Here is a 23,635-nt window from a genome sequence, read left to right on the forward strand (position 1 = left end):
ATCGCACAACCGCCGCATCTACGCCGCCCAAGCCTTGGTCACAAGAGCTTCGTGGTAAATGGCCCACTCACCCTGCTCGGCAGCGCCTTCTATGCGGTTCTTGTTCATCGGCTCACGATTTACGCTCCACGCTTCCTCCCCACATTCGGTCACCCTCATGCAGTTGCGCTTCACTTTACTCACTGTGACCAGCTCGCAGCAGGACTTGCACCCGCAGGTGTGCGCCCATGCTGGGCGCACCAAAAAAAAAGCCCGGCACTTTCGCGCCGGGCTTGAATGGTGATTGCAGTGCTTGCGCAGCGTGTCAGGTTCTCACCCGCCCGTCGCCGGTGAGCATCGACATTTCCACAAAGCTGGATGCCGTGTGGTCATTCGGGCCAAACGACACCGGGAAGCCCGAAATCACCTGGGAGCCCAGGCCTTCCATGCCAGAGATGAAACTGTCGCGGCTGATCTTGCCGCTGGCTGCTGCCTGGCGCAGGCCTTCGGTGAAGATGCGGGCGGCCAGAAAGCCTTCCATGCTGGAGTAGTTGGGCTGCACCTTGTCGCCTGCCTTTTTGATGGCATCCAGAAACTCGCGGGTGATCTGGCGCGAGGGCTGGTAGGGCGACGGAACCACCTGCGACACCACCACACCGGCGCCATCCTTGCCCAGCTCGTCGGCCAGCGCCTGCGTGCCCACGAACGACACGTTGTAGAACGTGCCACCGAAACCTGCCTTGCGGGCGGCGCGCACAAAGGCGGCGCTGGCGCCGTAGGCGGCGATCTGCACCACCGGATCGGGCTTGGCGGCCACCAGCTTTTCCACGGCAGCGGCCACGTCCACCGAGTTGCGCTCCACCGTGGCGGCACCTGCCAGGGGCAGCTTGTGCTCGGCCAGCGCCTTGTTCACGCCGTCAAGCCCGGCCTTGCCGTAGGCATCGTTCTGGTGGAACACGGCAATCTTCTTGACGCCCAGATTGACCAGTTGCCGCACAATGAGCGCGGTTTCGTCGTAGTACGAAGCCCGCACATGGAACACCAGCCGGTTTGTCGTTTTCAGAAGGCGACTGCACCAGTTCACTGGGCTGGCCGCCGTGTGTGCATAGAACTTCTGACCGGGAACGGTCAGAAGTTCTATGCACGAAGCGCCGCGAGAGATCGGAATTGCTCAGAACTCTTGTGCACGGCGCGACAAAGCCGGAACCGCCGAAAATTCCGGCGATCAACCGGCAAGCTGCTTGATGCGCTCGGCCAGGCGGCCGAAAGCCTCGTTCACGTATTCCAGCACCTTGGGTTCTGCGCCCTGCGTGCGCAGCGAGTCTTTGAAGGCTTCCAGGTCGGACAGCCATTGCCGATGCAGGCGGCCCAGCTCGTCGAGCTGAGGCCGGAAGTCTTGGAGACTGCCGCTCGCACGAAACGCCTGGTAGCCACGCTCAAGCGTGGCCGCCGTGGTCAGCAGTTGCGCGCCCATTTGCTTGTGCTGTTCGGAGAACTCGGCCATGCCGTCATAGGGCCGCGAAGCCTTGCGGCGCTCGGCTTCGGATGCCTCTTCCATGATGCGGGCGTAGCGGTAGAACCCTGGGAACTCGCGGGACAGCGCCATGAGCTGCTGATCGGATGTGCCGACCCAAATCCTGTGCAGGTCAGGCCCGTACCCCATCATGCGATTGATGATGGCATGGGCCTCGCTGACACCCTGGGCGGCAAGCTGCTGCATGTGTTGGTCGATCTTCGCGGCCAGTCGGCGGAATTCGTTCATGCTCATGTCCGTCACAAAAGGCGCGTTGATTGCCCTTGCGCCGTGAGAAGTGCCACCGCCTTCTTATCGAAGGAAACGAAGGTTTCCCCGCCAAGCCAGTTGCCTTCGTAGGCAATGACGCCATCGGCAAAGTCTCCGCCCGCGTCGAGCACCAGCAAGCCAGCCTCCACGGCAGGCCGGTTCACTTCCACATTCGCGGCGGCCAGTAGTGCCCGGATCGCGCTGGCCGCGTCGGCTTGCTGGAAGCCGTAGACACGCAGCAGCACCCAAACAAATTCGCATAGGCACGGCAGCGCGACCGCGATCAACTCGGCGTCGGTCAAGACTGCGGCGGCAACGTCCGCTTGTGCGGGATCGTCACGCACAACCGCACGCACAAGGACGTTGGTATCGACTGCGACCTTCATTGCTTACCTGCCCAGCCTTGCGCCGCCGCCTCGTTGATTTCTTCGATGGTGGCAACCTTCTGCGTCTTGCCCGCGAGCAGGCCGACAAAGCTGGCTATCGTCCCTGCGGGCCGTGCCGCCTTGAGCACGCCCCGACCGTCTGGCAACAAGTCCAGCTCGATCTTGTCGCCTGGCCTGATGCCGAGGTGTTGCAGTACGTCCTTCCGAAACGTCACTTGTCCCCGTGCGGTAACGGTCAATGTGGTCATGGTGGTTTGCCCTCGCAATCAAGGTTGATGCTTCACATAGTAATGCAAAAATGCCTTACCGTCAATGTCCGTCAAACGATCATTAGTCGGCCATGCCGGACACTGTCCAGCAAAGTTATTGCACAACGGGTTGTCGGACATTAAGATAGGCGGACGGAATGACGGACAAGAGAGGCGGCAAATGGCACTGATCGGCTATGCGCGGGTATCGACGGCGGAACAGGACACCGCCTTGCAGACGGATGCGCTACGCAAGGCAGGCTGCGAGCGCGTTTTCGAGGACACGGCTTCCGGGGCCAAGGCCGACCGCCCCGGCTTGGCTGATGCGCTGGCCTACCTGCGCGACGGCGACGTGCTGGCCGTCTGGCGGCTGGATCGGCTCGGGCGCTCTATGCCGCACCTAATCGAAACGATAGGCGCGCTGGAAGCGCGAGGCGTCGGCTTCCGTTCTCTGACGGAAGCCATCGACACCACCACGCCAGGCGGGCGGCTCATCTTCCACGTGTTCGGCGCGCTGGGCCAGTTCGAGCGCGACTTGATCCGCGAGCGCACCAAGGCCGGGTTGACTGCCGCCGCCGCTCGTGGGAGGAAGGGCGGGCGAAAGCCGGTTGTCACCGCCGACAAGTTGCAGCGAGCGCGGGAGCACATCGCCAACGGGCTTAATGTCCGAGAGGCCGCTACACGGCTCAAGGTGAGCAAGACGGCCCTGTACACCGCGCTGCAATCCACCAGTGCAGCCGACTCCTGATATTCCGTGCAGTCGTCTTCTGAAAATGACACGGTTGAACGGCTGGCGCAGCGACTCAGCCCCCGTGAACGGGGCGAAAAACGGCACCTTGGCCTGGTTGAACAGGGGCACTGCCGCCAGGCTGGTGGGTGTGCCCACATAGCCAAACAGTGCAAACACGTCGTCAGCGATGAGCTTGCGGGTGTTTTCTGCGCAGCGGTCGGGCTCGTAGCCGTCGTCCAGCGTGCGGATTTCCACCATGCGCTTGCCCACGCCTCCGGCGGCGTTGAGCTGGTCAAAAAACAGCTTGGCCCCCTGGTTGAACTGGATACCCAATTGCGCGGCAGGGCCTGAAAATGCAGCAGACTGCCCCAGCACGATGCGGCCTTCGCTTTGGGCCCGTGCCACGCCGAAACCGGCCAGCGCGGTAGCGCCAATGCCTAGGGAAAACTGTCTGCGGTTCAAAACGGAGGGTTGCATGGTGGGTGTTGAGGGTTGGTTTTGTGTCAGGGGCAACGTATAACCGCCACACCGGCCCTTGCTGCAGCGCGGGCAAGTCGCGAGCTTGCGTCCACAAATCATTACAGTCGAATTTTCAGACGGCCACGAACAAATGTCTGCATTTATTAGCGAAAACCCCACACCCGCAGCGCCTCTGAGCATTCGCGGCGCCTGCCCGCACGACTGCCCCGACACCTGCGGCCTGGTCACCACTGTGGAAAACGGCGTGGCCACCCGGGTGCAAGGCAACCCGGACCACCCCCACACCGATGGCGTGCTGTGCGCGAAAGTGAGCAAGTACACCGAGCGCACCTACCACCCCGAGCGCATCCTCACGCCGCTCAAGCGCAGCGGCGCCAAAGGCAGCGGCCAGTTCACGCCCGTGACCTGGGACGAAGCGCTAAGCGACATTGCCCAGCGCCTGCAAGCCATTGCCGCCCGCGCCCCCGAGGCCATCCTGCCCTACAGCTATGCAGGCACCATGGGCCTGGTGCAGGGCGAGAGCATGGACCGCCGCTTCTTCCACCACCTGGGCGCCTCGCTGCTGGACCGCACCATCTGCGCGTCCGCCGGCGGCGAAGCGCTGGTGCAGACGCTGGGTGGCAAGGTGGGCATGAAGGTGGAGTTCTTTGCCGAATCCAAGCTCATCCTCATCTGGGGCAGCAATTCGATTGGCAGCAACCTGCACTTCTGGCGCTACGCCCAGCAGGCCAAGCGCAATGGCGCCAAGCTGGTGTGCATCGACCCCCGCAAGAGCGAAACCGCCGACAAGTGCCATGAACACATCGCACTGCGCCCCGGCACCGACGCGGCCCTAGCGCTTGCGCTGATGCACGAGCTGATCGCCCACGACTGGCTGGACCACGATTACATCGCCCAGCACACCCTGGGCTGGGAGCAGCTGCGTGACCGCGCCCTGCAATGGCCGCCCGAACGCGCGGCCGAGGTGTGCGGCATTCCGGTCGAACAAATCCGCCAACTGGCCCGCGACTACGGCACCACCAAGCCCGCCGCTATCCGCCTGAACTACGGCATGCAGCGCGTGCGCGGCGGTGGCAACGCAGTGCGCGCCGTGGCCTGCCTGCCCGCGCTCACCGGTGCGTGGCGGCACCGGGCGGGCGGGCTGCTGCTGTCCAGCTCGGGCCAGTTTCCGGTGGATCGCGCCGCGCTGCACCGCCCAGACCTGCTGGCCGGGCGCACACCGCGCACCATCAACATGTCCACCATTGGCGACGACCTGCTGCGCGAGGCCTCGCCCACCTTCGGCCCCCAGGTCGAAGCCGTGGTGGTCTACAACAGCAACCCCGTGGCAGTAGCACCCGATTCGGGCAAGGTGGTGCAGGGCTTTGCCCGCGAGGATTTGTTCACCGTGGTGCTGGAGCACTTTCACACCGACACGGCCGACTACGCCGACTACATCCTGCCCGCCACCACGCAGCTGGAGCACTGGGACGTGCACCTGGCCTACGGCCACACCGACGTGATGCTCAACCGCCCCGCCATTGCCCCCGTGGGCCAGGCACGCAGCAACGCCCAAATCTTCCGCGACCTGGCGGCGCGCATGGGCTTTGCCGACCCCTGCTTTACCGACAGCGACGAGGCCTTGTGCCGCCAGGCCTTTGGCAACGCGGTGGACTACGCCCTGCTCGAACGCCAGGGCTTTGCCACGCTGAGCGTGCCCGATGCGCCATTTGCCGAAGGCCACTTCCCCACGCCCTCGGGCCGCTGCGAATTCTTCAGCGCCCGGCTGGCCGCGCAAGGCATGGACGGCCTGCCCGACCACGTTCCCAACCACGAACTGCAGGGCACCGACGCCCGCTACCCGTTGGCCATGATCTCGCCGCCCGCGCGCAACTTCCTCAACTCCACCTTCGTCAACGTCAAAAGCCTGCGCACCATCGAAGGCCGCCCGTTGCTGGAAATGCACCCCGACGACGCCGCCGCACGCGGCATTGCCGACGGCAGCACCGTGCGCGTGTTCAACGACCGGGGCAGCTACGAATGCCACGCCGAAGTGTCCACCCGCGCCCGCCCCGGCGTGGTGAACGGCCTGGGCATCTGGTGGCGCAAGCTGGGGCTGAACGGCACCAACGTGAACGAGTTGACCAGCCAGGCCTTGACTGACCTGGGCCGCGCGCCCACGTTTTATGACTGCCTGGTGGAAGTGGAAGCCAGCGCCGCCGCCTGAAGAACGCGCAGCCCGGCTAGAACGCTATTGATTGAATAGCTGCCAGCGCTTATTTGACGGGCGCTGGCGGCCATTTTCATCAAAATTCAGCACCCATGCGGCTGGCAGGCGAAGGGCATGCGCTGCGGAGTTACCCCAGCAACTTCAGCACCGCATGGGCGCACGCCTCGGACGAGGCGGGGTTCTGCCCCGTGATGAGGGTGCCGTCGGTCAGCACATAAGGAGCCCAGTCAGGGCCTTTGGAGTACACGCCGCCGTTGGCCTTGAGCATGTCCTCCACCAGAAAAGGCACCACGTCGGTCAACTGCACGGCGTCTTCTTCGGTGTTGGTAAAGCCCGTCACCTTTTTGCCCTTCACCAGCGGGGTCCCATCGGGTGCCTTGGTGTGGCGCAGCACGCCCGGCGCGTGGCACACCAGCGCCAGCGGTTTGCCAGCGGCAAAGGTCTGTTCGATGAGTGCGATGGACTGTGCGTCTTCAGCCAGGTCCCACAGCGGGCCGTGGCCGCCGGGGTAGAACACGGCGTCAAACGCCTCGGCCTTCACGCTCGACAGCGGCACCGTGCTGGCCAGCTGCTTTTGCGCTTCGGCATCGGCCTTGAAGCGGCGCGTCGCGTCCGTCTGGGCGCTCTCGTCATCGCTTTTGGGGTCCAGCGGCGGCTGGCCGCCCCGGGGCGATGCCAGCGTGATCTGCACGCCAGCATCTTTGAAAACGTAGTACGGAGCGGCAAACTCTTCCAGCCAGAAGCCGGTCTTTTTGCCAGTGTTGCCCAGTTGGTCGTGGGACGTCAGAACCATGAGGATGTGTGCCATGGGGGTCGCTTTCTTTGTTCAGGGGAGTCTAAGAGCGGCTAACAAAACTCTTCTGGCGTCGTTGCCGCGTCTTGTCGTACTACGCGTACTGCCTGCGACGCGGCGCCTAGCCAGAACCGCTTCGCTGAGTTTTGTTAGCCGCTCCAAAAACCGGTTGTAAAAAACCAAAACGCCACCGTACCCCCAACCAAGGCTGCCGGGTACTGCGGCGCGTCAAATCGCGGCGTTGGCTTACAGCGCTGCTTCGAGGATGCGGCGGCTCACCGCAGGCGTGATCTCGCGCTGCTCGCCCAGCTTGACCATGCCGTGGGCTTCAAGCTGGGTGATGACGGTGTCGATCACTTCCGCGCCCAGGCCGTAGCCGGACAGGCGGGTGCGGATGCCCATGCTCTCAAAGAAATCACGGGTGCGTTCGATGGCGGCGGTGATGCGTTCGTCTTCACTGCCGGTGGTGATGCCCCACACGCGCTCGGCGTACTGCAACAGCTTGGCGCGCTTCGGGCCACGGCGCTCATTGAGCAGCGCGGGCAGCACGATGGCGAGGGTGCGGGCGTGGTCAATGCCGTGCAGCGCTGTCAGCTCGTGGCCAATCATGTGCGTGGCCCAGTCTTGCGGCACGCCAGCGCCAATCAAGCCATTGAGCGCCATGGTGGCGGCCCACATCAGGTTGGCGCGGTCGTCGTACACGGGCTCGGTGGCGGTGAGCAGGCGCGGGCCCACCTCGATCAGCGTGTGCAGGATGCCTTCGGCAAAGCGGTCTTGCACCAGGGCGTTGACGGGGTAAGTCAGGTACTGCTCCACCGTGTGCACAAAGGCATCGACCACACCGTTGGCCAGCTGCTGGGGCGGCAGGGTGTAGGTTTTGGTGGGGTCGAGCACCGAGAAGACGGGGTAGGTGTGCTCGCTGCTGAAGGGCAGCTTGGCGCCCTTGGCGCGGTGGGTAATGACGCTGCCGTTGTTCATCTCCGAACCCGTGGCGGGCAGCGTGAGCACGGCGCCAAACGGCATGGCGCGCTGCACGTTGCGGCCAAACTTTTCCAGAATCGCCCAGGGGTCGCCGCCTTCAAACAGCACGGCGGCAGCGATGAACTTGGTGGCGTCGATGACCGAGCCGCCGCCCACGGCCAGCAGAAAGTCAAACCCGCCTTCGCGGATCTGCGCCACGGCCTGCATGGAGGTTTCGTAGCTGGGGTTGGGCTCAATGCCGGTGAAGGTGGCGTGCTGGCGGCTGCCGAGCGCGGCGCGCACTTCGGCCAGGGTGCCGTTTTTTTCAGCACTCGCGCCGCCCACCAGGATCAGAACCTTGGCGGCAGCGGGCACCTGCTTGTCCAGGTCGGCAATGCGGCCCTGGCCAAACAGGATGCGGGTGGGGTTGTGAAAGTCAAAATTGAGCATGAACTGACCTTGGGCTAAAAGGCGCAGCGTAGCGCCTTTGCCCACCCCTGGCCGCACAAGGGTGACAGCCGCCCCAGTTGCTATCTAATTGATAGCTGCTCACGCTTGATAGGCAAGCGCCTGGGGCACTTTCTACTTAAAACTTATTGATCCGGCAGGCTTTATTCGTAAACCTTGCTCGGGCTGAGGTGTCGAAGCCCCTCGACGGGCTCAAGTTGAACGGCATCGGGACTCTGCAATAAACCGTGCCGGATCAATAGGTTGCAGCACCGGGTGCGGCAATTTCCTGGTCGATGGCGCCGAAGATGCTGGCGCCGTCCTTGCCCTTTACCTCGATGCGGATGGTGTCGCCAAACTTCATGAACTCGGTGGTGGGCTTGCCGTCCTGGATGGTTTCGATGCAGCGCTTTTCGGCAATGCAGCTGTAGCCCTTGGGCCATTCCATGCGGCCGTTCTGCTCCACGCCCTTGTTGCTGACGGTGCCGCTGCCCACGATGGAGCCAGCGCGCACGTTGCGCGTCTTGGCAATGTGGGCAATGAGCTGGCCGAAGTGGAAGGTCATCTCGGGCCCGGCGTCGCACATGCCGACCTTGCGGCCGTTCCAGGTGGACTGCACGGTGAGGTTGACGCGGCCCTTGTCCCAGGCGTCGCCCAGCTCGTCCAGCGTCACGGCCACGGGGCTGAACGCGGTGGCGGGCTTGCTCTGGAAGAAGCCAAAGCCCTTGGCCAGCTCGGCCGGAATCAGGTTGCGCAGGCTCACGTCGTTGGCAATCATCACCAGGCGGATGCCTTCGAGTGCCTGCTCAGGCGTGGCGCCCATCTTCACGTCGCCGGTGATGACGGCGATCTCGGCCTCAAAGTCGATGCCCATGGATTCGCTGGGCACCACCACCGGGTCGCAGGGGCCAATGAAGTCGTCGCTGCCGCCCTGGTACATGAGCGGGTCGGTGTAAAAACTCTCAGGCACCTCGGAGTTGCGCGCTTTTCGCACCAGTTCGACGTGGTTGATGTACGCCGAGCCGTCGGCCCACTGGTAGGCGCGGGGCAGCGGGGCCATGCACTGGGCCGGATCGAAGGGGAAGGGGTGGCGTGCGCGGCCGCTGTTGAGCTGGTCATACAGGTCTTGCAACTGGGGCGAGAGGAAGCTCCAGTCGTCCAGCACCTGCTGCAGCTTGCTGGCAATGCCGGTCGCATAATGGGCTGTTCCCAGATCACGGGAGACCACAACCAGCTGGCCGTCGCGCGAGCCGTCTTTGTACGTAGCGAGTTTCATGGTGGCGGGGACCTTTGTCTCTCAGAGTGGCAAGGCACCAAACCGAATGGCTGGAAGCCCTGGCCAAATTACGATTTGGTAAATTGATTTAACTAAACAAAACTCGCAAATTCTAGTGCACATGGACAAAGAACGCGCAGGCATCCAGTCGGTGGAAGTCGGTTTTGCCCTGCTGGAAGGGCTGACCCGCGCGCGCGGGCCGCTCATGCTCAAAGATGTGGCCGCTGCCGCCGGCATGAGCGCGGCCAAGGCCCACCGCTACCTGGTGAGCTTTCAGCGCCTGGGGCTGGTCACGCAAGACGCGCGCACTGCGCGCTACGACCTGGGCCCCGCCGCGCTCAAGCTGGGGCTGGCATCGCTGGCGCGGCTGGACGCCATGCGGCTGGCGCGCGAGCGCGTGCCCGGCTGGATGGAGCAGATCGGCCACACCCTGGCGCTGGCGGTGTGGGGCAACCATGGCCCCACCATCGTGCACTGGGAGGAATCGCCCCAGGCCGTCACCGCCAACCTGCGCCTGGGCGATGTGATGCCGCTGCTGTCTTCCGCCACCGGGCGCTGCTTTGCTGCCTACATGCCGCCCGAAGCCGTGGCGCCCTTGCTGCAACAGGAGCTGGCCCAGGCCGCCAAGCTGCGGCGTACGGACCTGCCCGCCACGCTGGAGCAGGCGCAGGATGTGCTGGCCGATGTGCGCGAGCGCGGCATGGCCCGGGTGGTGGACACACTGCTGCCCGGCATCGTCGCGTTTTGCGCCCCGGTGTTTGATGCGGGCGGCCATCTGGCGCTGGGCATCACCACGCTGGGCTCGGTGGCCACGTTCGACCCGGAATGGGGTGGCGCCATCGAGGTGCCGCTGCGCGCTGCCGCCGCCCAGCTTTCCACCGACCTGGGCGCAGGCAGCGCATGAGCCGCTGCGCCTGGCCCCAGGCCTGTTGCACTGCCAGGGCCCGCTGATGCCACGGCGCACCCTGTGGATCCTGACCGCCTTGGTGCTGGCCGTTCACTGGCTGGTGCTGCAAGGCGTGCCCCTGGCCTGGGACGGCTCTGCTGCGCCAGCAGGCAAGGTGTTCACCACCCGCAGCGTGGCAGCGCCGCCTGCGGTAGCGGCAGCCCCCGCGCCATCACCCAGCCCTGCCGCCGCGCCCCCTGCGGCTGCGCCGCCCCAGCCCACCAAACCGCGCAAGGCTGCGCCCACGCGCCCTGCCACCACAGAGCCAGCCCCCGCACCGAACGAGCCCGCCGACGTGACCACAGCGGAGCCGGAGGTGGCCGAGCCGACGGGCAACACCGAACAGGGGACGGACGGCACCACCGCTTCGGCTGCCGAAGCGCCTGCGCCAGAGGCTTCCGCAACGGTGGCCGCAGCACCAGCGGCGGCTGCCAGCGCCACAGTCCCATTGCCCGTGGCCGATGGTTCGGGCGTAGACATCACCCCGCCGGGCGGCACCCCTGGGCAAGGCACCAGCACCGCTGCGCCCCCCGTGCGCCTGCCTGCGCCCATCAAGCTGGCGTTTGACGTGGCGGGGCAGGCCAAAAAGTTTGACTACCAGGCCCGGGCGGAACTGGTGTGGCAGCACGATGGCGCCCGCTACGAAGCGCGGCAGGAAGTGAGCGCATTCCTAGTGGGTTCGCGCACCCAGCGCAGCACCGGCCTGGTGACGACGCAGGGCCTGCAGCCCGAGCGTTTTGGCGACCGCAACCGCAGCGAGCGCGCCGCCCATTTCGACTACCAGCGCGGCCGCGTCACCTTCAGCGCCAACACGCCCGAAGCCGCCATTGGCCCTGGCGCACAAGACCGCCTGAGCGTTTTCATCCAGCTGGCCGGCCTTCTGGCCGCCACGCCCGACCGCTTTGTGCCCGGCACCCAGCTGACGCTGACCACCGTGAGCGCCACCGGCGCCGACCGCTGGACCTTCACCGTGGAAGCCACCGAAACCCTGAACCTGCCCGCAGGCACGCTGCCCGCCCTCAAGCTACAACGCCTGCCCCGGCGCGACTACGACCAGAAGGCCGAGCTGTGGCTGGCCCCGGACATGGGCTACCTGCCCGTGCGCATCAAGATCACCCAGGCCAATGGCGACTTTGCCGACCTGCGCCTGCGCAACAGCAGCCCGCCCTGAGAGCCTGTTCAAAAAACCTGTTCAAAGGCCTGTTGCGCCCGCGCGCCACCCCTGCAAAAAAGCCCTGCCAGGCCGCGCACCTGCGGATTTCATGAAATACTGGTTGCGACCCAGGAAGAAGGTTCAGGGGCTTCCCCCTTGAACTCTGCGCAACCGCTGCAATCTGACCTGGGTATCGACCGGGGTAACACCATGCAAATGCTCTACGACTCTGAATCCTTTGTGGTGGTCCACATGCTGCCCGACGCCGTGGAGACATCAACCCAGGCGCTCAACGACACGGCACCACCCCGCCCCCAACTGGCGCGCCACGGCTTTGAAATCGTGGACAAGCGCTCGGGCAAGGAGGTGTACCTGGATGGCTCCTGGGCAGAGATGTTCCAGCAGCAAATCCTGGCCTGGCAGCGCGACACGCCCACGCAGGAAGAAGTGGAAGACGCGCTGGATCGGTATGCTGGCCTGGCACAAAACCCTGTAGTGGTGCATTGAATCCCCCCTGAGGCGCTGCGCGCCTTCCCCCAAGGGGGACGACGACCTTGCTGCGGGGCGGCCCTTGCTTGTCGTCCTGCGCGACGACCGCGCGCCAGTGTCAACGAGGGCGGTTCTTTTTTCAGGTTGCAGAACCATCCTTCGTTGGCGGGTAGATCCTGCGGTACATCGGCCCAACCAGCATCAGCACGGCAATCAGCCGGCACACCTGAAACGCGGTGACCACGGGCACACCCAGTTGCAGCACCTTGGCCGTGATGGCCATCTCGGTGATGCCGCCGGGGGAGGTGCCCAGCAGCAGCGTGACCCAGGGCAGCCCCGTGGCCCATGCCAGCACGGCGGCAAATGCTGCGCAAATGCCCATCAAACCGAACGTGCCTACGGCCACTGAAGCCAGCCAGCGCGGCGCCGTGTGCAGAAATTCCGCGCGAAAGCGCACGCCCAGGCTGACACCGATCACGAGCTGCGCGGCATTGACCACCGCTTGCGGCACTGCCGACAGATGCAGCCCCGCCATGGTGACCGCCATGGACACCAGCATCGCCCCCATGAACCACGGGTTCGCGCGGCCCAGGCGGTCCATCACCAAAGCACCCGCGCCGGTCAGCAAGGCGAGCAGCGCCAGGCCCGGCCAGCTCTCCTCGCGCACGGTGGGGGTCAGAATGTCCAGCCCCTGCAGGCCGCTCCACTGCAGGGCAAATGGAATGGTGATCGTGACGATGAGCAGGCGCAGGCTGTGGCTGGCGGCCACCAGATCGGTGCGGGCGTTCTCTCGCTCGGAAAGCAGGGTCATCTCAGACGCGGCCCCAATCGCCCCTGCGAAGTAGCTGGTAGACCGCAGCATCGAAGCGGGCACGCCGTGCATGCGGGGCGCGTGCAGGCGGTAGAGCCACGCGCCAAAGCCCCAGCCCAGCAGCAGCGCCCACCCAATGCCCAGCACGATGGCCCACCACAGGCTGCCCACGAGCGCCGACACCTCGGGCGTGAAATACAGGCCCAGCGCGGCGCCAATCGCCCACTGCCCGCCATTGCGCAACGGCCCCCAGCTTTCGGTGGGCGCACCGGCCATGGACAGCACGGACGTGGCAACCAGGGGGCCCAGCATCCAGGGCAGCGGGGTGTGCAGCGCCACACAGGCAGCCGCAGCGGCCCAGGCCAGCAGCAGGGTGCCCGCAACGCGGAGCAGAAATTTCACAGACATCGGGGGCGGGAAGAGCGCAGAAAAGAGCAAGCTGCCGAGTATCGCGCTGCCGGGGCCGGTGGCGAGGCAGTCTTGCCAACCGAAGCCGTCCACCCTAAGAGGGAGTGTGGATGGCCTATTTCAAGCCAAAAGTGCCTCCAGCGCTTATACACAAAGCGCTACCAGCTATCAATTCAGTAGTAATTATTTACGAAGCGCGGCGGCGGCCCGCCATCTCCAGCCCCATGGTGCGCAGGTCGCCCTCGCCCAAAAGGGCCTGTGCGCTGGGGTAGGCGGTGCCTTCTTCTGCCTGGATGTGCTGGCCGTAGCGCTGGGCAAACTGCTCGAGCAGCGCTTCGTCCTGAGCGCTCAGGCCCGCAGCGCTGCCATCGGCGAGAGCCGCCAGAGCGCCCCGGGCGGCGGCCCAATCGGCCGCCATGTGCACATGGTCTTGTTGGAGCTGCCGCACCAGCGCCACCACCGATGGTGCGCCCCGCGCCAGCAGCAGCGGAAATACGTGCAGTTCTTCGTCTTCATGGTGCAAGGGCGCAGCAATGTCGAAGTAACGCAGCACGTCGCGGGCCGCCTGGCGGGCGGCATCATCTACCGCCTGCTCACGCAGGTAGGAGCGCAGCCGCGACAGCAGGGTCAGGGTGCGCTCAACGCGCTCGTGGCAAGCCTCCAGCATCGCGAAGGGCTGCTCGAACCCTACGGCGGGGGTGTTGAATCCGGGCAAGCCGGCGGACGTGGCCATGTGAGTGGACAGGTGGAGTTGCAGGTCGTCAGAAGAATGCCGCGACCTGATTCAGCCCAGGCGCACGGGGTGCCCTTGGCGGTCAAACGGAATGAAGGCCTCGATGGCGCCACGCTTGATGGAATCGACCATGCGTTGCAGCGGGGCTTCGGCGTCCGCACTGGTGGGGGCCTGGTTGAGCGTGCCCGACATGGCGGCAGCAAACACCATCACCCAGTCATGCCCCGGCGCCGTGAACTGCTGGGCTTCGGTCACCAGGGCGGCAAACGATGGCAGCTCCTGTGGGGTCTTGTCCACACACATCAGGGGCACCAGCGCACCGCCCTGCCCTTGCTCAAAGCGCGCACGCTGGGCCGGGGTGGCGTCATCGGGCAGCTCCACGCCGACAAACACAAACAGCAGGCGCTGGGGCTCGGGTTGCAGCCGCGCGGCGTGCAGCAAATCGTCAAAGCTGGAGATGTCCATGGGTAGTCTTTTGAAGTGCGATCAATCAATGGGTTAGAACCTGTTTTTAGAAGCCGGGCAGTATGCCCCGGTGTTCGTCCAGCGTGCTCACGTAGCTGCTGGCCGTGGGCCGCAGCCGTGCGCCCTTGCGCGAGACCACGGTGCCAATGCTCACAAAGCACAGCGCCTGCTCCCCCGGAGCCAGCCGGAACAGCGCACGCAGGCTCGAAGCCTTCAGGGCCTTGCCGCTGGTCAGCGCCGAGCCATATCCCTGGGCAGTGGCCATGAGCAGCATGTTCTGGATGGCGCAGCCGGCCGACACCATACGCTCGGCCACCTCGATGTCTGCATCGCCCCGCTCGCCATCCACGATGGCCAGCAGCAACACGGGGGAGCGGTAGGCCTTTTCACGCGCCTGCTCCACCTGCTCGGGCGCGGCGTCGGGGTCACCCTCCAGCAGGGCCTCGGCAAACACATCGGCCAGCAGCGTGCGCGAGGTGTCGGGCACCAGCACAAAGCGCCAGGGCGTGAGCTGACCGTGGTCTGGCGCATGGGCGGCCGACTGCAGGATGGCCGCTAGCTCGGCCACGTTGGGGCCCGGCGCCCCCAGGCGCTTGGGCAAGATGGTCTGGCGGGACTGGATCAACGCCGCTGCAAGACCGGCGGTGTCATCGGCACTGGGCATGTGTTCGATCATGGCATGTTTGAGTGCCCCGGTGCTGCGGCGGCCACCGCCGCGCACGGGATCCAAGGGCCAAGGGATGACAGACATGAGGAAGTCCTTTCGTCCAGGGGTCAGCCGGGGCGCCCATCGGGGCGCAAGCGGCCATACCAGCGCGCCAGCCGCCCACCCCACACCCCCATGGTGATGAGCCACACGCTGGCGCTGGCCAGCAACAACCAAGGCAATGCGCCCGCTGGCCACACAGGCAAGGTGGCTGCAATGCGCAGCAAGGTGGCCAGCTGCAACAGGCAGAACAGCGACCACACGATGCGGTCGGCCACCAGAGCCCGCCCGCCGTGGCCACACGACACCCGCGTGACCATGGCCAGCATCAGCGACGCCAAGCAGCCCATCGACAACGCATGGAGTGCGCCCAGGCCCAGGCTGCCAAGGCCCAGCCCCACCGCCAGCCACTGCGCGAGGCCACCCAGCAAGAAGGCGACGCCCAGCCACAAAAATCCAATGTGCAACATGGCCAACAGCTTGTTCTTGAGGCTTTGCACCAGCCCCCACACCCACGCCAGCCACACCAGAACACCGCCCACCAGCACCTGCAGCGTGCCGTGCACCACCGCCCATGCGGGCCCCGCCGGGCTGGCGGCAATGCCGCCCCACTCCAGCCACGCAGCCAGCACCTGCATGCCCGCGGCGGCCAGCATGAGCCACAGCACCCAGAACGGACGCCAGGCCTGCACCAGCGGCATGGCGCTGGAGGTGAAGAAAGGAATCATGCGGTGCGCCACGGTGACATAGACCACCACCACAAAGCCCCACAGGCCGCAAAACACCCACACCCGGGCCAGCGTATGGGCCTGCAGCAGCATGGCCACCCAAACGCCCGCCGCGCTCAAAGTGCCCAGCACGCAGGCAAAGCCGATCACGCGGGCATGGAGCTGGTCTTCCGCCTGGCTCAGCCGCACCCGGCCCCAGAACTGCACGGTCATCCACGCGAGCCCGGCGCACGCCAGCGCCAGGCCGACCAGTGCCAAAGCAGCATGCAAATGCGCACCGGCGAGCCACAGCAACCACCCAAGGGCTTGCAGCAACAGCGGGGGCCGCACGGCAGACACGGGCAGTGGATCCACCCCCAGCCACTTGGGGCCAGCGGTGAACAGGAAGCCTGCGAAATACAGCGGAATGAAGCCGAGCACCATCACCGCCGAATGCACCAGCGTGGGTGAAACAGCGTAGCCCGAGGCATAGGGCAAGCCCAGCCAGCCCGTGGCCCGGTCCACCTGCACAGCGCCCCACCACAGCGCAGACGCCACCAGCACCACCATGGCCAGAAAGAAGCTCAGCCGGTGGGGGGCCAGCATGAGGTATTGCACGCGCCAGTGCTTGTCGAGTTGCGCCAGCGCTTCTTTGGAGGGCTTGCCTGACGCGACCTTCAGCGGGATGGTGGGGCGAGGGGCATTCATCCGCAGCTACCCAGGTGGCCGCATTGGGTGCAGTAGTCGCAGCCGTCCTTGCGAATCACGGCGTGCGCGCCGCATTCACTGCACTTCTTTCCTGCCATGGCAGGCGGCATGCCAGCGGGCGCTTCAGGCTCGTCCAGCGGCAGGGATTGCTGCTGCGGCTCGGCCACGCGGCGGGCCAGAATGTTTTGCACGGCAAAGGCGATGGCAGCCACTTCCGAGTCGTGCCACATGGGCACCATGGCGCCATCGGCGCGCTGGTGCGTGCCCAAGCGTACGGGCCCGCGGTCCCACGCCACCTTGCGCATGTCCGACAAGGCACGCTCCAGAAAGCCGCCGCGCGCTGCGAGCGACAGCAGCCGCATGCTGGAGGTGATCCACTGCTGCGACTCGCCACTCTGCCCCACGGGCATGAAGAATTCGATGGCGCGGTCCACTGTGTGGTTGCCCACGCCTGTGGGCACAGGCAGGAACGAGACGATGATGTACAGCGTCTTGTGGCCTTCCTGCGTCCAGTATTCGACCTTCTCGGCCACGGCCGATAGGCCGCCCTTGGGGCGGCTTTCAATCACGGTGCGCATGGGGTCCACCACGGGCGCTGCGGGCGCAGGCGTCGGGGCTGCGGCGGCCGGTGCCGGGGCTGCGGCGGCCGGTGCCGGGGCGGGCGTGCTCACTTCCAGCACAGAGCCCAGGATGGCGTTGGGCCGATAGGTGGCCAGGCCCTTGAGCCGTGCGCGCCAGGCATGCAGGTACAGGTCCTTGAAGTCTTCGTACGGGTAGTCGGCCGGGATGTTCACCGTCTTGGAAATGGCCGTGTCCACGAAGGGCTGCACGGCTTCCATCATGGCGATGTGGTCCTGGGCCGACATGGCCAGGGCCGACACAAAATAGTCGGGCAGCGCGTTGACGTCACCGCCCCCGTCGCGGTACAGGCGCCAGGCATGGTCTTCCACCGCGTATTCGCTGGTGCTGCCATCGGCCTCGCGCTTCTTGCGCTTGTACATCCACGAAAACGGTGGCTCGATGCCGTTTGATGCATTGTCGGCAAAGGCCAGACTCACCGTGCCGGTGGGCGCGATGGACAGCAGGTGGCTGTTGCGAATGCCATGCTTGCGGATGCTTTTTTGTAGAGCCGCAGGCAAGCGGCTGGCAAAGGTGCCAGGGGCCAGGTAGCCATCTGCATTGAACTTGGGGAACGCGCCCTTTTCCTGGGCCAGCGCCACCGATGCCTCGTACGCCGCGTCGCGCATGCGCTCGGCGATGCGGGCGGCCATGGCGCGGCCTTCGGGTGCGTTGTAGCGCAGTTGCAGCATGGCCAGCGTGTTGCCCATGCCGGTAAAGCCCACACCAATGCGGCGCTTGGCCATGGCCTCGTCGCGCTGCTGCGGCAGGGGCCAGAAGGTGACGTCCAGCACGTTATCAAGCGCACGCACCTGCAAGGCCACGGCCCGTTCAAAGGCTTCAAAGTCAAACGCTGCGGCACCGCCCCGCCCGAAAGCGTTGCGCACAAAACGCGTCAGGATGATGGGCCCCAGGTCGCAGCAGCCGTACGATGGCAGAGGCTGTTCGCCACAGGGGTTGGTGGCGGCGATGTCTTCGCAGTAGTGGAGGTTGTTGTCCTCGTTGATGCGGCCCAGGAACAAAATGCCGGGCTCCGCAAAGTCGTAGGCCGACTTCATGATCGTGTCCCACAACTCGCGCGCAGGCACGGTCGCGTACACCCACAGCCCATCAGCGCGCTGGTGGGCGCCTTGCGCCTGCAGGGCCGCGCCCGGCCGCGCGCGGTGAACCAGCTCCCACGGGGCATCGGCCTGAACGGCTTCGATGAACGCATCGGACACGCCCACCGACACGTTGAAGTTGTTCCAGCGGCCAGGCGTGCGCTTGGCGGTGATGAACTCCTTCACATCGGGGTGGTCGATGCGCAGCACGCCCATCTGCGCGCCACGGCGCGAGCCCGCGCTTTCGACCGTGGAGCAGGACTGGTCGAACACATTGATGTAGCTGCAGGGCCCCGACGCCATGGAGTGGGTGCCTTTGACTTCAGCGCCGCGTGGGCGGATGCGCGAGAAGTCATAGCCCACGCCGCCACCGCGCCGCATGGTTTCGGCCGCTTCGCGCAGGGCTTCGTAAATGCCGGGGTAGCCTTCTTCGTCCACGCCCTGAATGCAGTCACCCACGGGCTGCACAAAGCAGTTGATGAGCGTGGCCTGGATGTCTGTGCCCGCTGCACTCATGATGCGACCGGCGCCGATGGCACCCGCATGCAGGTTGGCCAGGAACAGGGCTTCGTATTTTTCACGCAGGGCCGGGGCCTCGACAGAGGCCAGGGCACGGGCCACGCGGCTGTACAGGTCTTCGACGCTGCTCTCGCCGGGTTTGAGGTATTTCTCGCGCAGCACATCCAGGCTGATGGGCTGCAGGGGGGAGATGGAGGGGGTAAGGGAGGGGGGAGTTTCGCGCTTCATGGCTCGGAATGATTCAAGGTTCCCTTGGCGGCGGCCTTGCGCTCCATCAAGAAGGGGTAAAAGCAACGCCCCACCACCCTGGCAACACGCCAGGGCGGCAAAGGCTAGTCCAGCAGCACCTGGCCGTCATGCTCCACATAGGGGTGGTAGGGCCCGGTGCCGCTGTTGTCGGCACGCGATGCGGGCACAAAACCGCCCGTCTGCACATCAAAAACGTGGACTTCCCCATCTTCAATCACGAAATGCCAGCCGTGCAGGCTGATCTGCCCCGACTGCACGCGACTGCGAACCATGGGGTACTCCATCAGCCGTTCCAGCTGGAGCACCACGGCCCGCTGTTCTGTGCGGCGCAGGGCCTCGGGGCCTGGCTGCACCGGCAGCAAGGCCTCGCGCCCCAGATCCAGCCAACGGTTGAGGTTGGGGGCCTCGGGCGACACCTCACCATACATCGCCTTGATAGCCCCACAGTGACTGTGGCCGCACACGATGATGCGGCGCACCTGCAGGTTGAGCACGGCAAATTCGATGGCGGCTGTAGTGCCGTGGTGGCCATGCGAGCCGTCGTACGGTGGCACAAAGGCACCGACGTTACGCACAAGAAACAGCTCCCCCGGCCCGGCACCCGTCAGCAGATAGGGCACTAGGCGCGAGTCCGAACAGCCGATGAACAAGGTGGTGGGGTGTTGGCCCTCATCCACCAGGTTCTGGAACTGCTCGCGGTACTGCGGAAAAGCATCGTTGTGAAAACGACGCAGGCGGTCTAGCAGTTCATCAGGCATGGTGTCATCCGCAAAGGTGCCAGGGCTTACTGCACCAGCGGCGTGTCGGCCGCGTCCAGCATCACCCCTTCCACCGTGGCTGCACCAGCCAGCAACTGCAGGTACTGGCGCAAAGCGTTCACCCAGGCTTGCTGGCGCAAGGTCAGGGCAATGGCCTGGCGCACTTCCTCAAAGGAAGGCTGCTGGCCTGGATCGCGGGCTACCACTTCCACCACATGCAGGCCAAAGCGGCTGTGCACCAGGCGTGCCAGCACGCCCACTTCGGCTCCGCCAAAGACTTCGCGGGCAAATTCGGGGGCACAGTCGGCCCGCGTGAGCCAGCCCAGGTCACCGCCTTGCTGGCCACTGGGGCAGTTGGACCACTGAGCAGCCGCTTGCGCGAACTTGGCGCCACCATCATCAGCACAGCGCAGCTCGATCAACAGGGCTTCGGCCCGCAGACGCAGCTGCTTCACGTCCACGCCTGGCGTGACGGCAAAGAGCACGTGGCGCAGATGGGCGCGTTCGCCTTGCGCGTGGGCGGCGGGATGGGCCTCGTGGTACCGGCGGCAAGCCTCTAGCGAGGGTTCGGGGATGTTCAGCTCGCGGTCGAGCAATTGCTCAATGGCATTCGATGCTTCCGCACTGGTGGCACCTTCGACGCCCGGAGCATCGTGGGCAGACAGCAAGCCTGCCTGCTGCGCCGCCTGGCGCAGCAATTCAGTGCAGGCGCGCTGGCGCAGCGTTTCCTCGTCCAGCCATTCGCTGGGCGTGTTCAACGGCACGCCGTTGACGCGAGCCACAGGGGCAGCCCCGGCACTGGGCGCGGATGAAGGCGCCGACTGCACAGGGGCATCGACCATGGATGCCGCCAGAGCCTCATAGGCCGCAGCCTGCGTTGGTGTCAGCGTGCTGGCGGGCGCGCTCGCCTGGCTGCTTTCTGTGGAGCTGCAGCCGCAGCTCCCGGTTCCACATCCGCTCATGGTGTGTGCTCCTTGGGTATCGTGGGTTTCAGGCGCGGCGGTCTTGCGACTGCATATGGCCTGCGGGCAGGTTCATGCGGCGTGCACGCACCACCTGGTAGGGGCGCAGCACATAGGCCAGCGTGCCAAAGCCGCTCCACACGTGCACCAGACGGGTGAACGGGAAGATCAGGAAGATGCTCATGCCCAGGAACATATGGGTCTTGAAGATCCAGCCCGCATCAGCCAGCAGCTCCACGCCACCGCTGCGGAAGGTCACGATGCGCTGGCTCCACTCGGCCAGCTTCATCATCATGGAACCATCCAGGTGCTGCGCAGACAGCGGAATGGTGGCCAGGCCCAGCGCCAGTTGCAGCCACAGCAGGAACAGCAGAACGATGTCGCTGGTCTTGGAGGTGGCGCGAATGCGTGGGTCTGAAAGGCGGCGGTGCAGCAGGATGGTCACGCCCACAAAGGCGAGCACGCCAGCGATACCGCCGGAGACCATGGCCATCAACTGCTTGTTGCCAGCACTGATGAAATGCTCGTACACCACGTGGGGCGTCAACATGCCGAAGGTGTGACCGAAGAACAGGAACAGCACGCCGATGTGGAACAGGTTGCTGCCCCAACGCAGGCTGCCGGTGCGCAGCAGCTGCGAGGAGTCGCTCTTCCAGGTGTATTGGTCGCGGTCAAACCGCGCCCAGCTGCCAATGAAGAACACGGCCAGGCAAATATAGGGATAGATGCCAAACAACAGGGTATCAAGCCAGGCGGTCATACGGAGACTCCTTCTGGTGCCCGCTCGGCGCGGGGGGTACGAACAAAATGCATGGGTTGCGGCTGGTCAGGCTTGGACTGACCCTGGGTGCTGCAACCCCCAAACGCTTCGGGCTCCGCCCAGACCTCGTCCATTTCGGGCTCGGGGGTCAGCGCCACCGATTGCACGCGCTGGCCCGAGACTTCGAGCACGGCGGCGATGACACTGGCGTAGGGGCTGTTGCGAGCCACCAGCGCACTGAACAGCGCATTGAGGATGTGGGCCATTTCGCCCAGGAATTCCTTGGCCACTTCGGGCGGCTGGGTGGAGGCAAACTCCAGCACCACGGGCAGGTGATCGGGCAGCTCGTCGGCGTTGAATTGCAGGCCCGCCTTTTCGTAGGTCTGCATCAGATCGATGAGCGCCGGGCCACGGTCGCGCGAGTCGCCATGCACATGCTCAAACAGGTGCAGCGAGGTCTGGCGGCCCCGGTCGAAGTTGTCCACATAGCGGGCTTCGACTTCCAGGGGGTCGAGCGCCGCCAGGTGCTGGCACACGGCTTCGATTTCAGACATGCGCTCACTGGTCAAGGCGCCTTCGGAGCGCAGGGCATCGACGAGCTGAGGCATCACGCTGCGCAGCTGTGCATCGGGGTAGCTCAGCAGGTAGCCCAGTGCACGCAGCGTCAGTCGCAAAGAGGTCGGGTTCTTCTTGAACATGGTGGTTCCTTTTTGCGCCCGCTTCAGACCGTGGCCTTGATCGGGATGGTGCGTGGCTTCTTGCCGCCAAACATGCTGACTTCGGTCGCGCCGTCCGAGCAGCCGTTGCCGAACGAGAATCCGCAACCGCCACGGATGTCGAAAGCGTTTTCGGCGTACTCGCGGTGGGCAGTCGGAATCACGAAGCGGTCTTCGTAATTGGCAATCGCCATCACGTGGTACATCTCTTCCACCTCGGCCATCGACAGGCCCGCCTGCTGCAGCACGGCCAGGTTCTGGCGTTGCTCGACGTGCTTGTCGCGCTGGTAGGTGCGCATGGCCAGCATGCGCTCCAGGGCTCGCACCACGGGGCCGGTGTCGCCAGCGGTGAGCAGGTTGGCGAGGTACTGCACCGGAATGCGCAGTTGCGAGACGTCGGGAATGTCGCCATTGACACCCACATGGCCCGCGTTGGCTGCGGCCGTGATGGGCGACAGGGGTGGCACGTACCAGACCATGGGCAGCGTGCGGTACTCGGGGTGCAGCGGCAAGGCCACCTTCCACTGCACGGCCATCTTGTAGACCGGGCTGTTGCGGGCGGCTTCCATCCAGCTGTCGGGAATGCCGTCGATGCGGGCCTGCTTGATGACGTCTGGATCGTTAGGGTCCAGAAAGATGTCGAGCTGGGCCTGGTACAGGTCGCGGTCGCGCTCCACGCTGGCGGCTTCCTGAATGCGGTCTGCGTCGTACAGCAGCACACCCAGATAGCGGATACGACCCACGCAGGTTTCCGAGCACACGGTGGGCTGGCCCGCCTCAATGCGGGGGTAGCAGAAGATGCACTTCTCGGCCTTGCCCGACTGCCAGTTGTAGTAGATCTTCTTGTAGGGGCAGCCGCTCACGCACATGCGCCAGCCGCGGCACTTGTCCTGGTCGATCAGCACGATGCCGTCTTCCTCGCGCTTGTAGATCGAGCCGCTGGGGCACGATGCCACGCAGGCAGGGTTCAGGCAGTGCTCGCACAGGCGCGGCAGGTACATCATGAAGGTGTTTTCGAACTGGCCGTAGATGTCCTTCTGGACATCGTCGAAGTTCTTGTCCTTGCTGCGCTTGCTGAACTCGCCGCCCAGGATTTCTTCCCAGTTCGGGCCCCACTCGATCTTCGCCATGCGCTTGCCGGTAATCAGGCTGCGCGGGCGGGCCGTGGGCGCAGCCTTGCTTTCAGGCGCCGACTGCAGATGGTCGTAGTCGAACGTGAAGGGTTCGTAGTAGTCGTCGATCTGCGGCAGGTTGGGGTTGGCGAAGATGCGCATGAGCAGCTTCCACTTGCCGCCCTGACGGGGCGCGATGGAGCCGTCAGGGTTACGCACCCAGCCGCCGTTCCAGCGGTCCTGGTTTTCCCATTCCTTGGGGTAACCAATGCCGGGCTTGCTTTCCACGTTGTTGAACCAGGCGTATTCCATGCCGGGGCGGCTGGTCCAGACGTTTTTGCAGGTGACGGAACAGGTGTGGCAGCCAATGCACTTGTCCAGATTCAGCACCATGCCGATTTGTGCGCGAATTTTCATCGTGTTT

The 23,635-nt window shown here is 65.1% G+C and carries 22 protein-coding genes and 2 pseudogenes; 5 read left to right on the forward strand and 19 right to left on the reverse strand.

Annotated features, from left to right (window positions below):
* Positions 1–304: 304 nt before the first annotated feature.
* The 4 genes and pseudogenes from PQV96_RS18335 to PQV96_RS18350 all read right to left on the reverse strand — a co-directional run.
* Positions 305–1,036: pseudogene (locus PQV96_RS18335) on the reverse strand (ABC transporter substrate-binding protein); the annotation flags it as partial.
* 168 nt (positions 1,037–1,204) lie between these two features.
* Positions 1,205–1,741: a hypothetical protein gene (locus tag PQV96_RS18340; RefSeq protein ID WP_003159187.1), complete on the reverse strand. Its 537-nt coding sequence runs from the start codon at positions 1,739–1,741 to the stop codon at positions 1,205–1,207.
* An 11-nt stretch (positions 1,742–1,752) separates the two neighbouring features.
* Entirely contained in the window at positions 1,753–2,148 is a 396-nt protein-coding gene (locus PQV96_RS18345) for a type II toxin-antitoxin system VapC family toxin (RefSeq protein ID WP_003159186.1), read from the reverse strand.
* Positions 2,145–2,396, reverse strand: coding sequence for an AbrB/MazE/SpoVT family DNA-binding domain-containing protein (locus tag PQV96_RS18350; RefSeq protein WP_003108276.1), 252 nt, complete (start codon positions 2,394–2,396; stop codon positions 2,145–2,147). Before PQV96_RS18350 ends, PQV96_RS18345 begins: the two co-directional genes overlap by 4 nt.
* A 181-nt stretch (positions 2,397–2,577) precedes the next feature.
* Between PQV96_RS18350 and PQV96_RS18355 the strand changes: the two genes are divergently transcribed.
* Entirely contained in the window at positions 2,578–3,144 is a 567-nt protein-coding gene (locus tag PQV96_RS18355) for a recombinase family protein (RefSeq protein WP_003159185.1), read from the forward strand.
* A 12-nt stretch (positions 3,145–3,156) separates the two neighbouring features.
* Here the strand turns inward: PQV96_RS18355 and PQV96_RS18360 are convergent.
* Positions 3,157–3,603: pseudogene (locus PQV96_RS18360) on the reverse strand (ABC transporter substrate-binding protein); the annotation flags it as partial.
* Between the two features lie 133 nt (positions 3,604–3,736).
* Between PQV96_RS18360 and PQV96_RS18365 the strand changes: the two are divergent.
* Positions 3,737–5,812, forward strand: a complete 2,076-nt coding sequence (locus PQV96_RS18365) for a molybdopterin-containing oxidoreductase family protein (RefSeq protein ID WP_273623833.1) — start codon at positions 3,737–3,739, stop codon at positions 5,810–5,812.
* Positions 5,813–5,942: 130 nt separating this feature from the next.
* On the opposite strand, the gene PQV96_RS18370 is transcribed toward PQV96_RS18365, so the two are convergent.
* The 3 genes from PQV96_RS18370 to PQV96_RS18380 form a co-directional block, all read right to left on the reverse strand.
* Complete coding sequence (locus tag PQV96_RS18370; protein ID WP_207374917.1) at positions 5,943–6,623, reverse strand: type 1 glutamine amidotransferase domain-containing protein; 681 nt, start codon at positions 6,621–6,623, stop codon at positions 5,943–5,945.
* Positions 6,624–6,854: 231 nt separating this feature from the next.
* Positions 6,855–8,018, reverse strand: a complete 1,164-nt coding sequence (locus PQV96_RS18375; RefSeq protein ID WP_273623834.1) for an iron-containing alcohol dehydrogenase — start codon at positions 8,016–8,018, stop codon at positions 6,855–6,857.
* Positions 8,019–8,271: 253 nt separating this feature from the next.
* A complete protein-coding gene (locus PQV96_RS18380; RefSeq protein ID WP_273623835.1) occupies positions 8,272–9,291 on the reverse strand; it encodes a fumarylacetoacetate hydrolase family protein in 1,020 nt (339 codons plus the stop codon).
* 121 nt (positions 9,292–9,412) lie between these two features.
* On the opposite strand from PQV96_RS18380, the gene PQV96_RS18385 reads away from it, so the two are divergent.
* From PQV96_RS18385 to PQV96_RS18395, 3 genes are all read left to right on the forward strand, one after another.
* Positions 9,413–10,195, forward strand: coding sequence for an IclR family transcriptional regulator (locus PQV96_RS18385; protein ID WP_066693290.1), 783 nt, complete (start codon positions 9,413–9,415; stop codon positions 10,193–10,195).
* A gap of 46 nt (positions 10,196–10,241) precedes the next feature.
* Entirely contained in the window at positions 10,242–11,408 is a 1,167-nt protein-coding gene (locus tag PQV96_RS18390; RefSeq protein ID WP_273623836.1) for a DUF3108 domain-containing protein, read from the forward strand.
* A gap of 192 nt (positions 11,409–11,600) precedes the next feature.
* Entirely contained in the window at positions 11,601–11,897 is a 297-nt protein-coding gene (locus PQV96_RS18395) for a BTH_I0359 family protein (RefSeq protein WP_044395823.1), read from the forward strand.
* Positions 11,898–12,018: 121 nt separating this feature from the next.
* Here PQV96_RS18395 and PQV96_RS18400 read toward each other — a convergent pair whose 3' ends face one another.
* The 11 genes from PQV96_RS18400 to narH all read right to left on the reverse strand — a co-directional run bounded on the left by PQV96_RS18400 (position 12,019) and on the right by narH (position 23,628).
* On the reverse strand, positions 12,019–13,098 hold the full coding sequence (locus tag PQV96_RS18400; protein ID WP_273623837.1) for an AbrB family transcriptional regulator: 1,080 nt from the start codon (positions 13,096–13,098) through the stop codon (positions 12,019–12,021).
* 187 nt (positions 13,099–13,285) lie between these two features.
* Positions 13,286–13,831 (reverse strand): hemerythrin domain-containing protein, encoded by a 546-nt coding sequence (locus PQV96_RS18405; protein ID WP_273623838.1) that lies wholly within the window; start codon positions 13,829–13,831, stop codon positions 13,286–13,288.
* Positions 13,832–13,882: 51 nt separating this feature from the next.
* On the reverse strand, positions 13,883–14,296 hold the full coding sequence (locus PQV96_RS18410) for a ribonucleotide reductase subunit alpha (protein ID WP_273623839.1): 414 nt from the start codon (positions 14,294–14,296) through the stop codon (positions 13,883–13,885).
* Positions 14,297–14,342: 46 nt separating this feature from the next.
* Positions 14,343–15,047: a nitroreductase family protein gene (locus PQV96_RS18415; protein ID WP_420482161.1), complete on the reverse strand. Its 705-nt coding sequence runs from the start codon at positions 15,045–15,047 to the stop codon at positions 14,343–14,345.
* A gap of 23 nt (positions 15,048–15,070) precedes the next feature.
* A complete protein-coding gene (locus tag PQV96_RS18420) occupies positions 15,071–16,417 on the reverse strand; it encodes an NnrS family protein (RefSeq protein ID WP_273623840.1) in 1,347 nt (448 codons plus the stop codon).
* A complete protein-coding gene (locus PQV96_RS18425; protein ID WP_273623841.1) occupies positions 16,414–18,882 on the reverse strand; it encodes an adenosylcobalamin-dependent ribonucleoside-diphosphate reductase in 2,469 nt (822 codons plus the stop codon). The genes PQV96_RS18420 and PQV96_RS18425 overlap by 4 nt, the downstream gene beginning before the upstream one ends.
* Before the next feature lie 104 nt (positions 18,883–18,986).
* Complete coding sequence (locus tag PQV96_RS18430) at positions 18,987–19,661, reverse strand: carbonic anhydrase (protein ID WP_142082423.1); 675 nt, start codon at positions 19,659–19,661, stop codon at positions 18,987–18,989.
* 26 nt (positions 19,662–19,687) lie between these two features.
* Positions 19,688–20,623: a peptidylprolyl isomerase gene (locus PQV96_RS18435; protein ID WP_211360698.1), complete on the reverse strand. Its 936-nt coding sequence runs from the start codon at positions 20,621–20,623 to the stop codon at positions 19,688–19,690.
* A gap of 28 nt (positions 20,624–20,651) precedes the next feature.
* Positions 20,652–21,383, reverse strand: coding sequence for a respiratory nitrate reductase subunit gamma (gene narI, locus PQV96_RS18440; RefSeq protein WP_066690174.1), 732 nt, complete (start codon positions 21,381–21,383; stop codon positions 20,652–20,654).
* Positions 21,380–22,081: a nitrate reductase molybdenum cofactor assembly chaperone gene (gene narJ / locus PQV96_RS18445; RefSeq protein WP_066690176.1), complete on the reverse strand. Its 702-nt coding sequence runs from the start codon at positions 22,079–22,081 to the stop codon at positions 21,380–21,382. Before narJ ends, narI begins: the two co-directional genes overlap by 4 nt.
* Positions 22,082–22,104: 23 nt before the next feature.
* Positions 22,105–23,628, reverse strand: a complete 1,524-nt coding sequence (gene narH / locus PQV96_RS18450) for a nitrate reductase subunit beta (RefSeq protein ID WP_207374929.1) — start codon at positions 23,626–23,628, stop codon at positions 22,105–22,107.
* Positions 23,629–23,635: the final 7 nt, after the last annotated feature.

The organism is Acidovorax temperans (assembly GCF_028596105.1).
GTDB classification, from domain to species: domain Bacteria; phylum Pseudomonadota; class Gammaproteobacteria; order Burkholderiales; family Burkholderiaceae_C; genus Acidovorax; species Acidovorax temperans.

What these genes read in the sequence shown, in the direction of transcription:
- PQV96_RS18435 (WP_211360698.1), bottom strand. Translation starts at nt 20,623, where the DNA reads ATGAGCGGATGTGGAACCGGGAGCTGCGGCTGCAGCTCCACAGAAAGC.
- PQV96_RS18430 (WP_142082423.1), bottom strand. Translation starts at nt 19,661, where the DNA reads ATGCCTGATGAACTGCTAGACCGCCTGCGTCGTTTTCACAACGATGCT.
- PQV96_RS18400 (WP_273623837.1), bottom strand. Translation starts at nt 13,098, where the DNA reads ATGTCTGTGAAATTTCTGCTCCGCGTTGCGGGCACCCTGCTGCTGGCC.
- PQV96_RS18395 (WP_044395823.1), top strand. Translation starts at nt 11,601, where the DNA reads ATGCAAATGCTCTACGACTCTGAATCCTTTGTGGTGGTCCACATGCTG.
- narJ (WP_066690176.1), bottom strand. Translation starts at nt 22,081, where the DNA reads ATGTTCAAGAAGAACCCGACCTCTTTGCGACTGACGCTGCGTGCACTG.
- narH (WP_207374929.1), bottom strand. Translation starts at nt 23,628, where the DNA reads ATGAAAATTCGCGCACAAATCGGCATGGTGCTGAATCTGGACAAGTGC.
- PQV96_RS18340 (WP_003159187.1), bottom strand. Translation starts at nt 1,741, where the DNA reads ATGAACGAATTCCGCCGACTGGCCGCGAAGATCGACCAACACATGCAG.
- narI (WP_066690174.1), bottom strand. Translation starts at nt 21,383, where the DNA reads ATGACCGCCTGGCTTGATACCCTGTTGTTTGGCATCTATCCCTATATT.
- PQV96_RS18390 (WP_273623836.1), top strand. Translation starts at nt 10,242, where the DNA reads ATGCCACGGCGCACCCTGTGGATCCTGACCGCCTTGGTGCTGGCCGTT.
- PQV96_RS18405 (WP_273623838.1), bottom strand. Translation starts at nt 13,831, where the DNA reads ATGGCCACGTCCGCCGGCTTGCCCGGATTCAACACCCCCGCCGTAGGG.
- PQV96_RS18355 (WP_003159185.1), top strand. Translation starts at nt 2,578, where the DNA reads ATGGCACTGATCGGCTATGCGCGGGTATCGACGGCGGAACAGGACACC.
- PQV96_RS18425 (WP_273623841.1), bottom strand. Translation starts at nt 18,882, where the DNA reads ATGAAGCGCGAAACTCCCCCCTCCCTTACCCCCTCCATCTCCCCCCTG.
- PQV96_RS18410 (WP_273623839.1), bottom strand. Translation starts at nt 14,296, where the DNA reads ATGGACATCTCCAGCTTTGACGATTTGCTGCACGCCGCGCGGCTGCAA.
- PQV96_RS18375 (WP_273623834.1), bottom strand. Translation starts at nt 8,018, where the DNA reads ATGCTCAATTTTGACTTTCACAACCCCACCCGCATCCTGTTTGGCCAG.
- PQV96_RS18345 (WP_003159186.1), bottom strand. Translation starts at nt 2,148, where the DNA reads ATGAAGGTCGCAGTCGATACCAACGTCCTTGTGCGTGCGGTTGTGCGT.
- PQV96_RS18420 (WP_273623840.1), bottom strand. Translation starts at nt 16,417, where the DNA reads ATGAATGCCCCTCGCCCCACCATCCCGCTGAAGGTCGCGTCAGGCAAG.
- PQV96_RS18370 (WP_207374917.1), bottom strand. Translation starts at nt 6,623, where the DNA reads ATGGCACACATCCTCATGGTTCTGACGTCCCACGACCAACTGGGCAAC.
- PQV96_RS18380 (WP_273623835.1), bottom strand. Translation starts at nt 9,291, where the DNA reads ATGAAACTCGCTACGTACAAAGACGGCTCGCGCGACGGCCAGCTGGTT.
- PQV96_RS18350 (WP_003108276.1), bottom strand. Translation starts at nt 2,396, where the DNA reads ATGACCACATTGACCGTTACCGCACGGGGACAAGTGACGTTTCGGAAG.
- PQV96_RS18415 (WP_420482161.1), bottom strand. Translation starts at nt 15,047, where the DNA reads ATGTCTGTCATCCCTTGGCCCTTGGATCCCGTGCGCGGCGGTGGCCGC.
- PQV96_RS18365 (WP_273623833.1), top strand. Translation starts at nt 3,737, where the DNA reads ATGTCTGCATTTATTAGCGAAAACCCCACACCCGCAGCGCCTCTGAGC.
- PQV96_RS18385 (WP_066693290.1), top strand. Translation starts at nt 9,413, where the DNA reads ATGGACAAAGAACGCGCAGGCATCCAGTCGGTGGAAGTCGGTTTTGCC.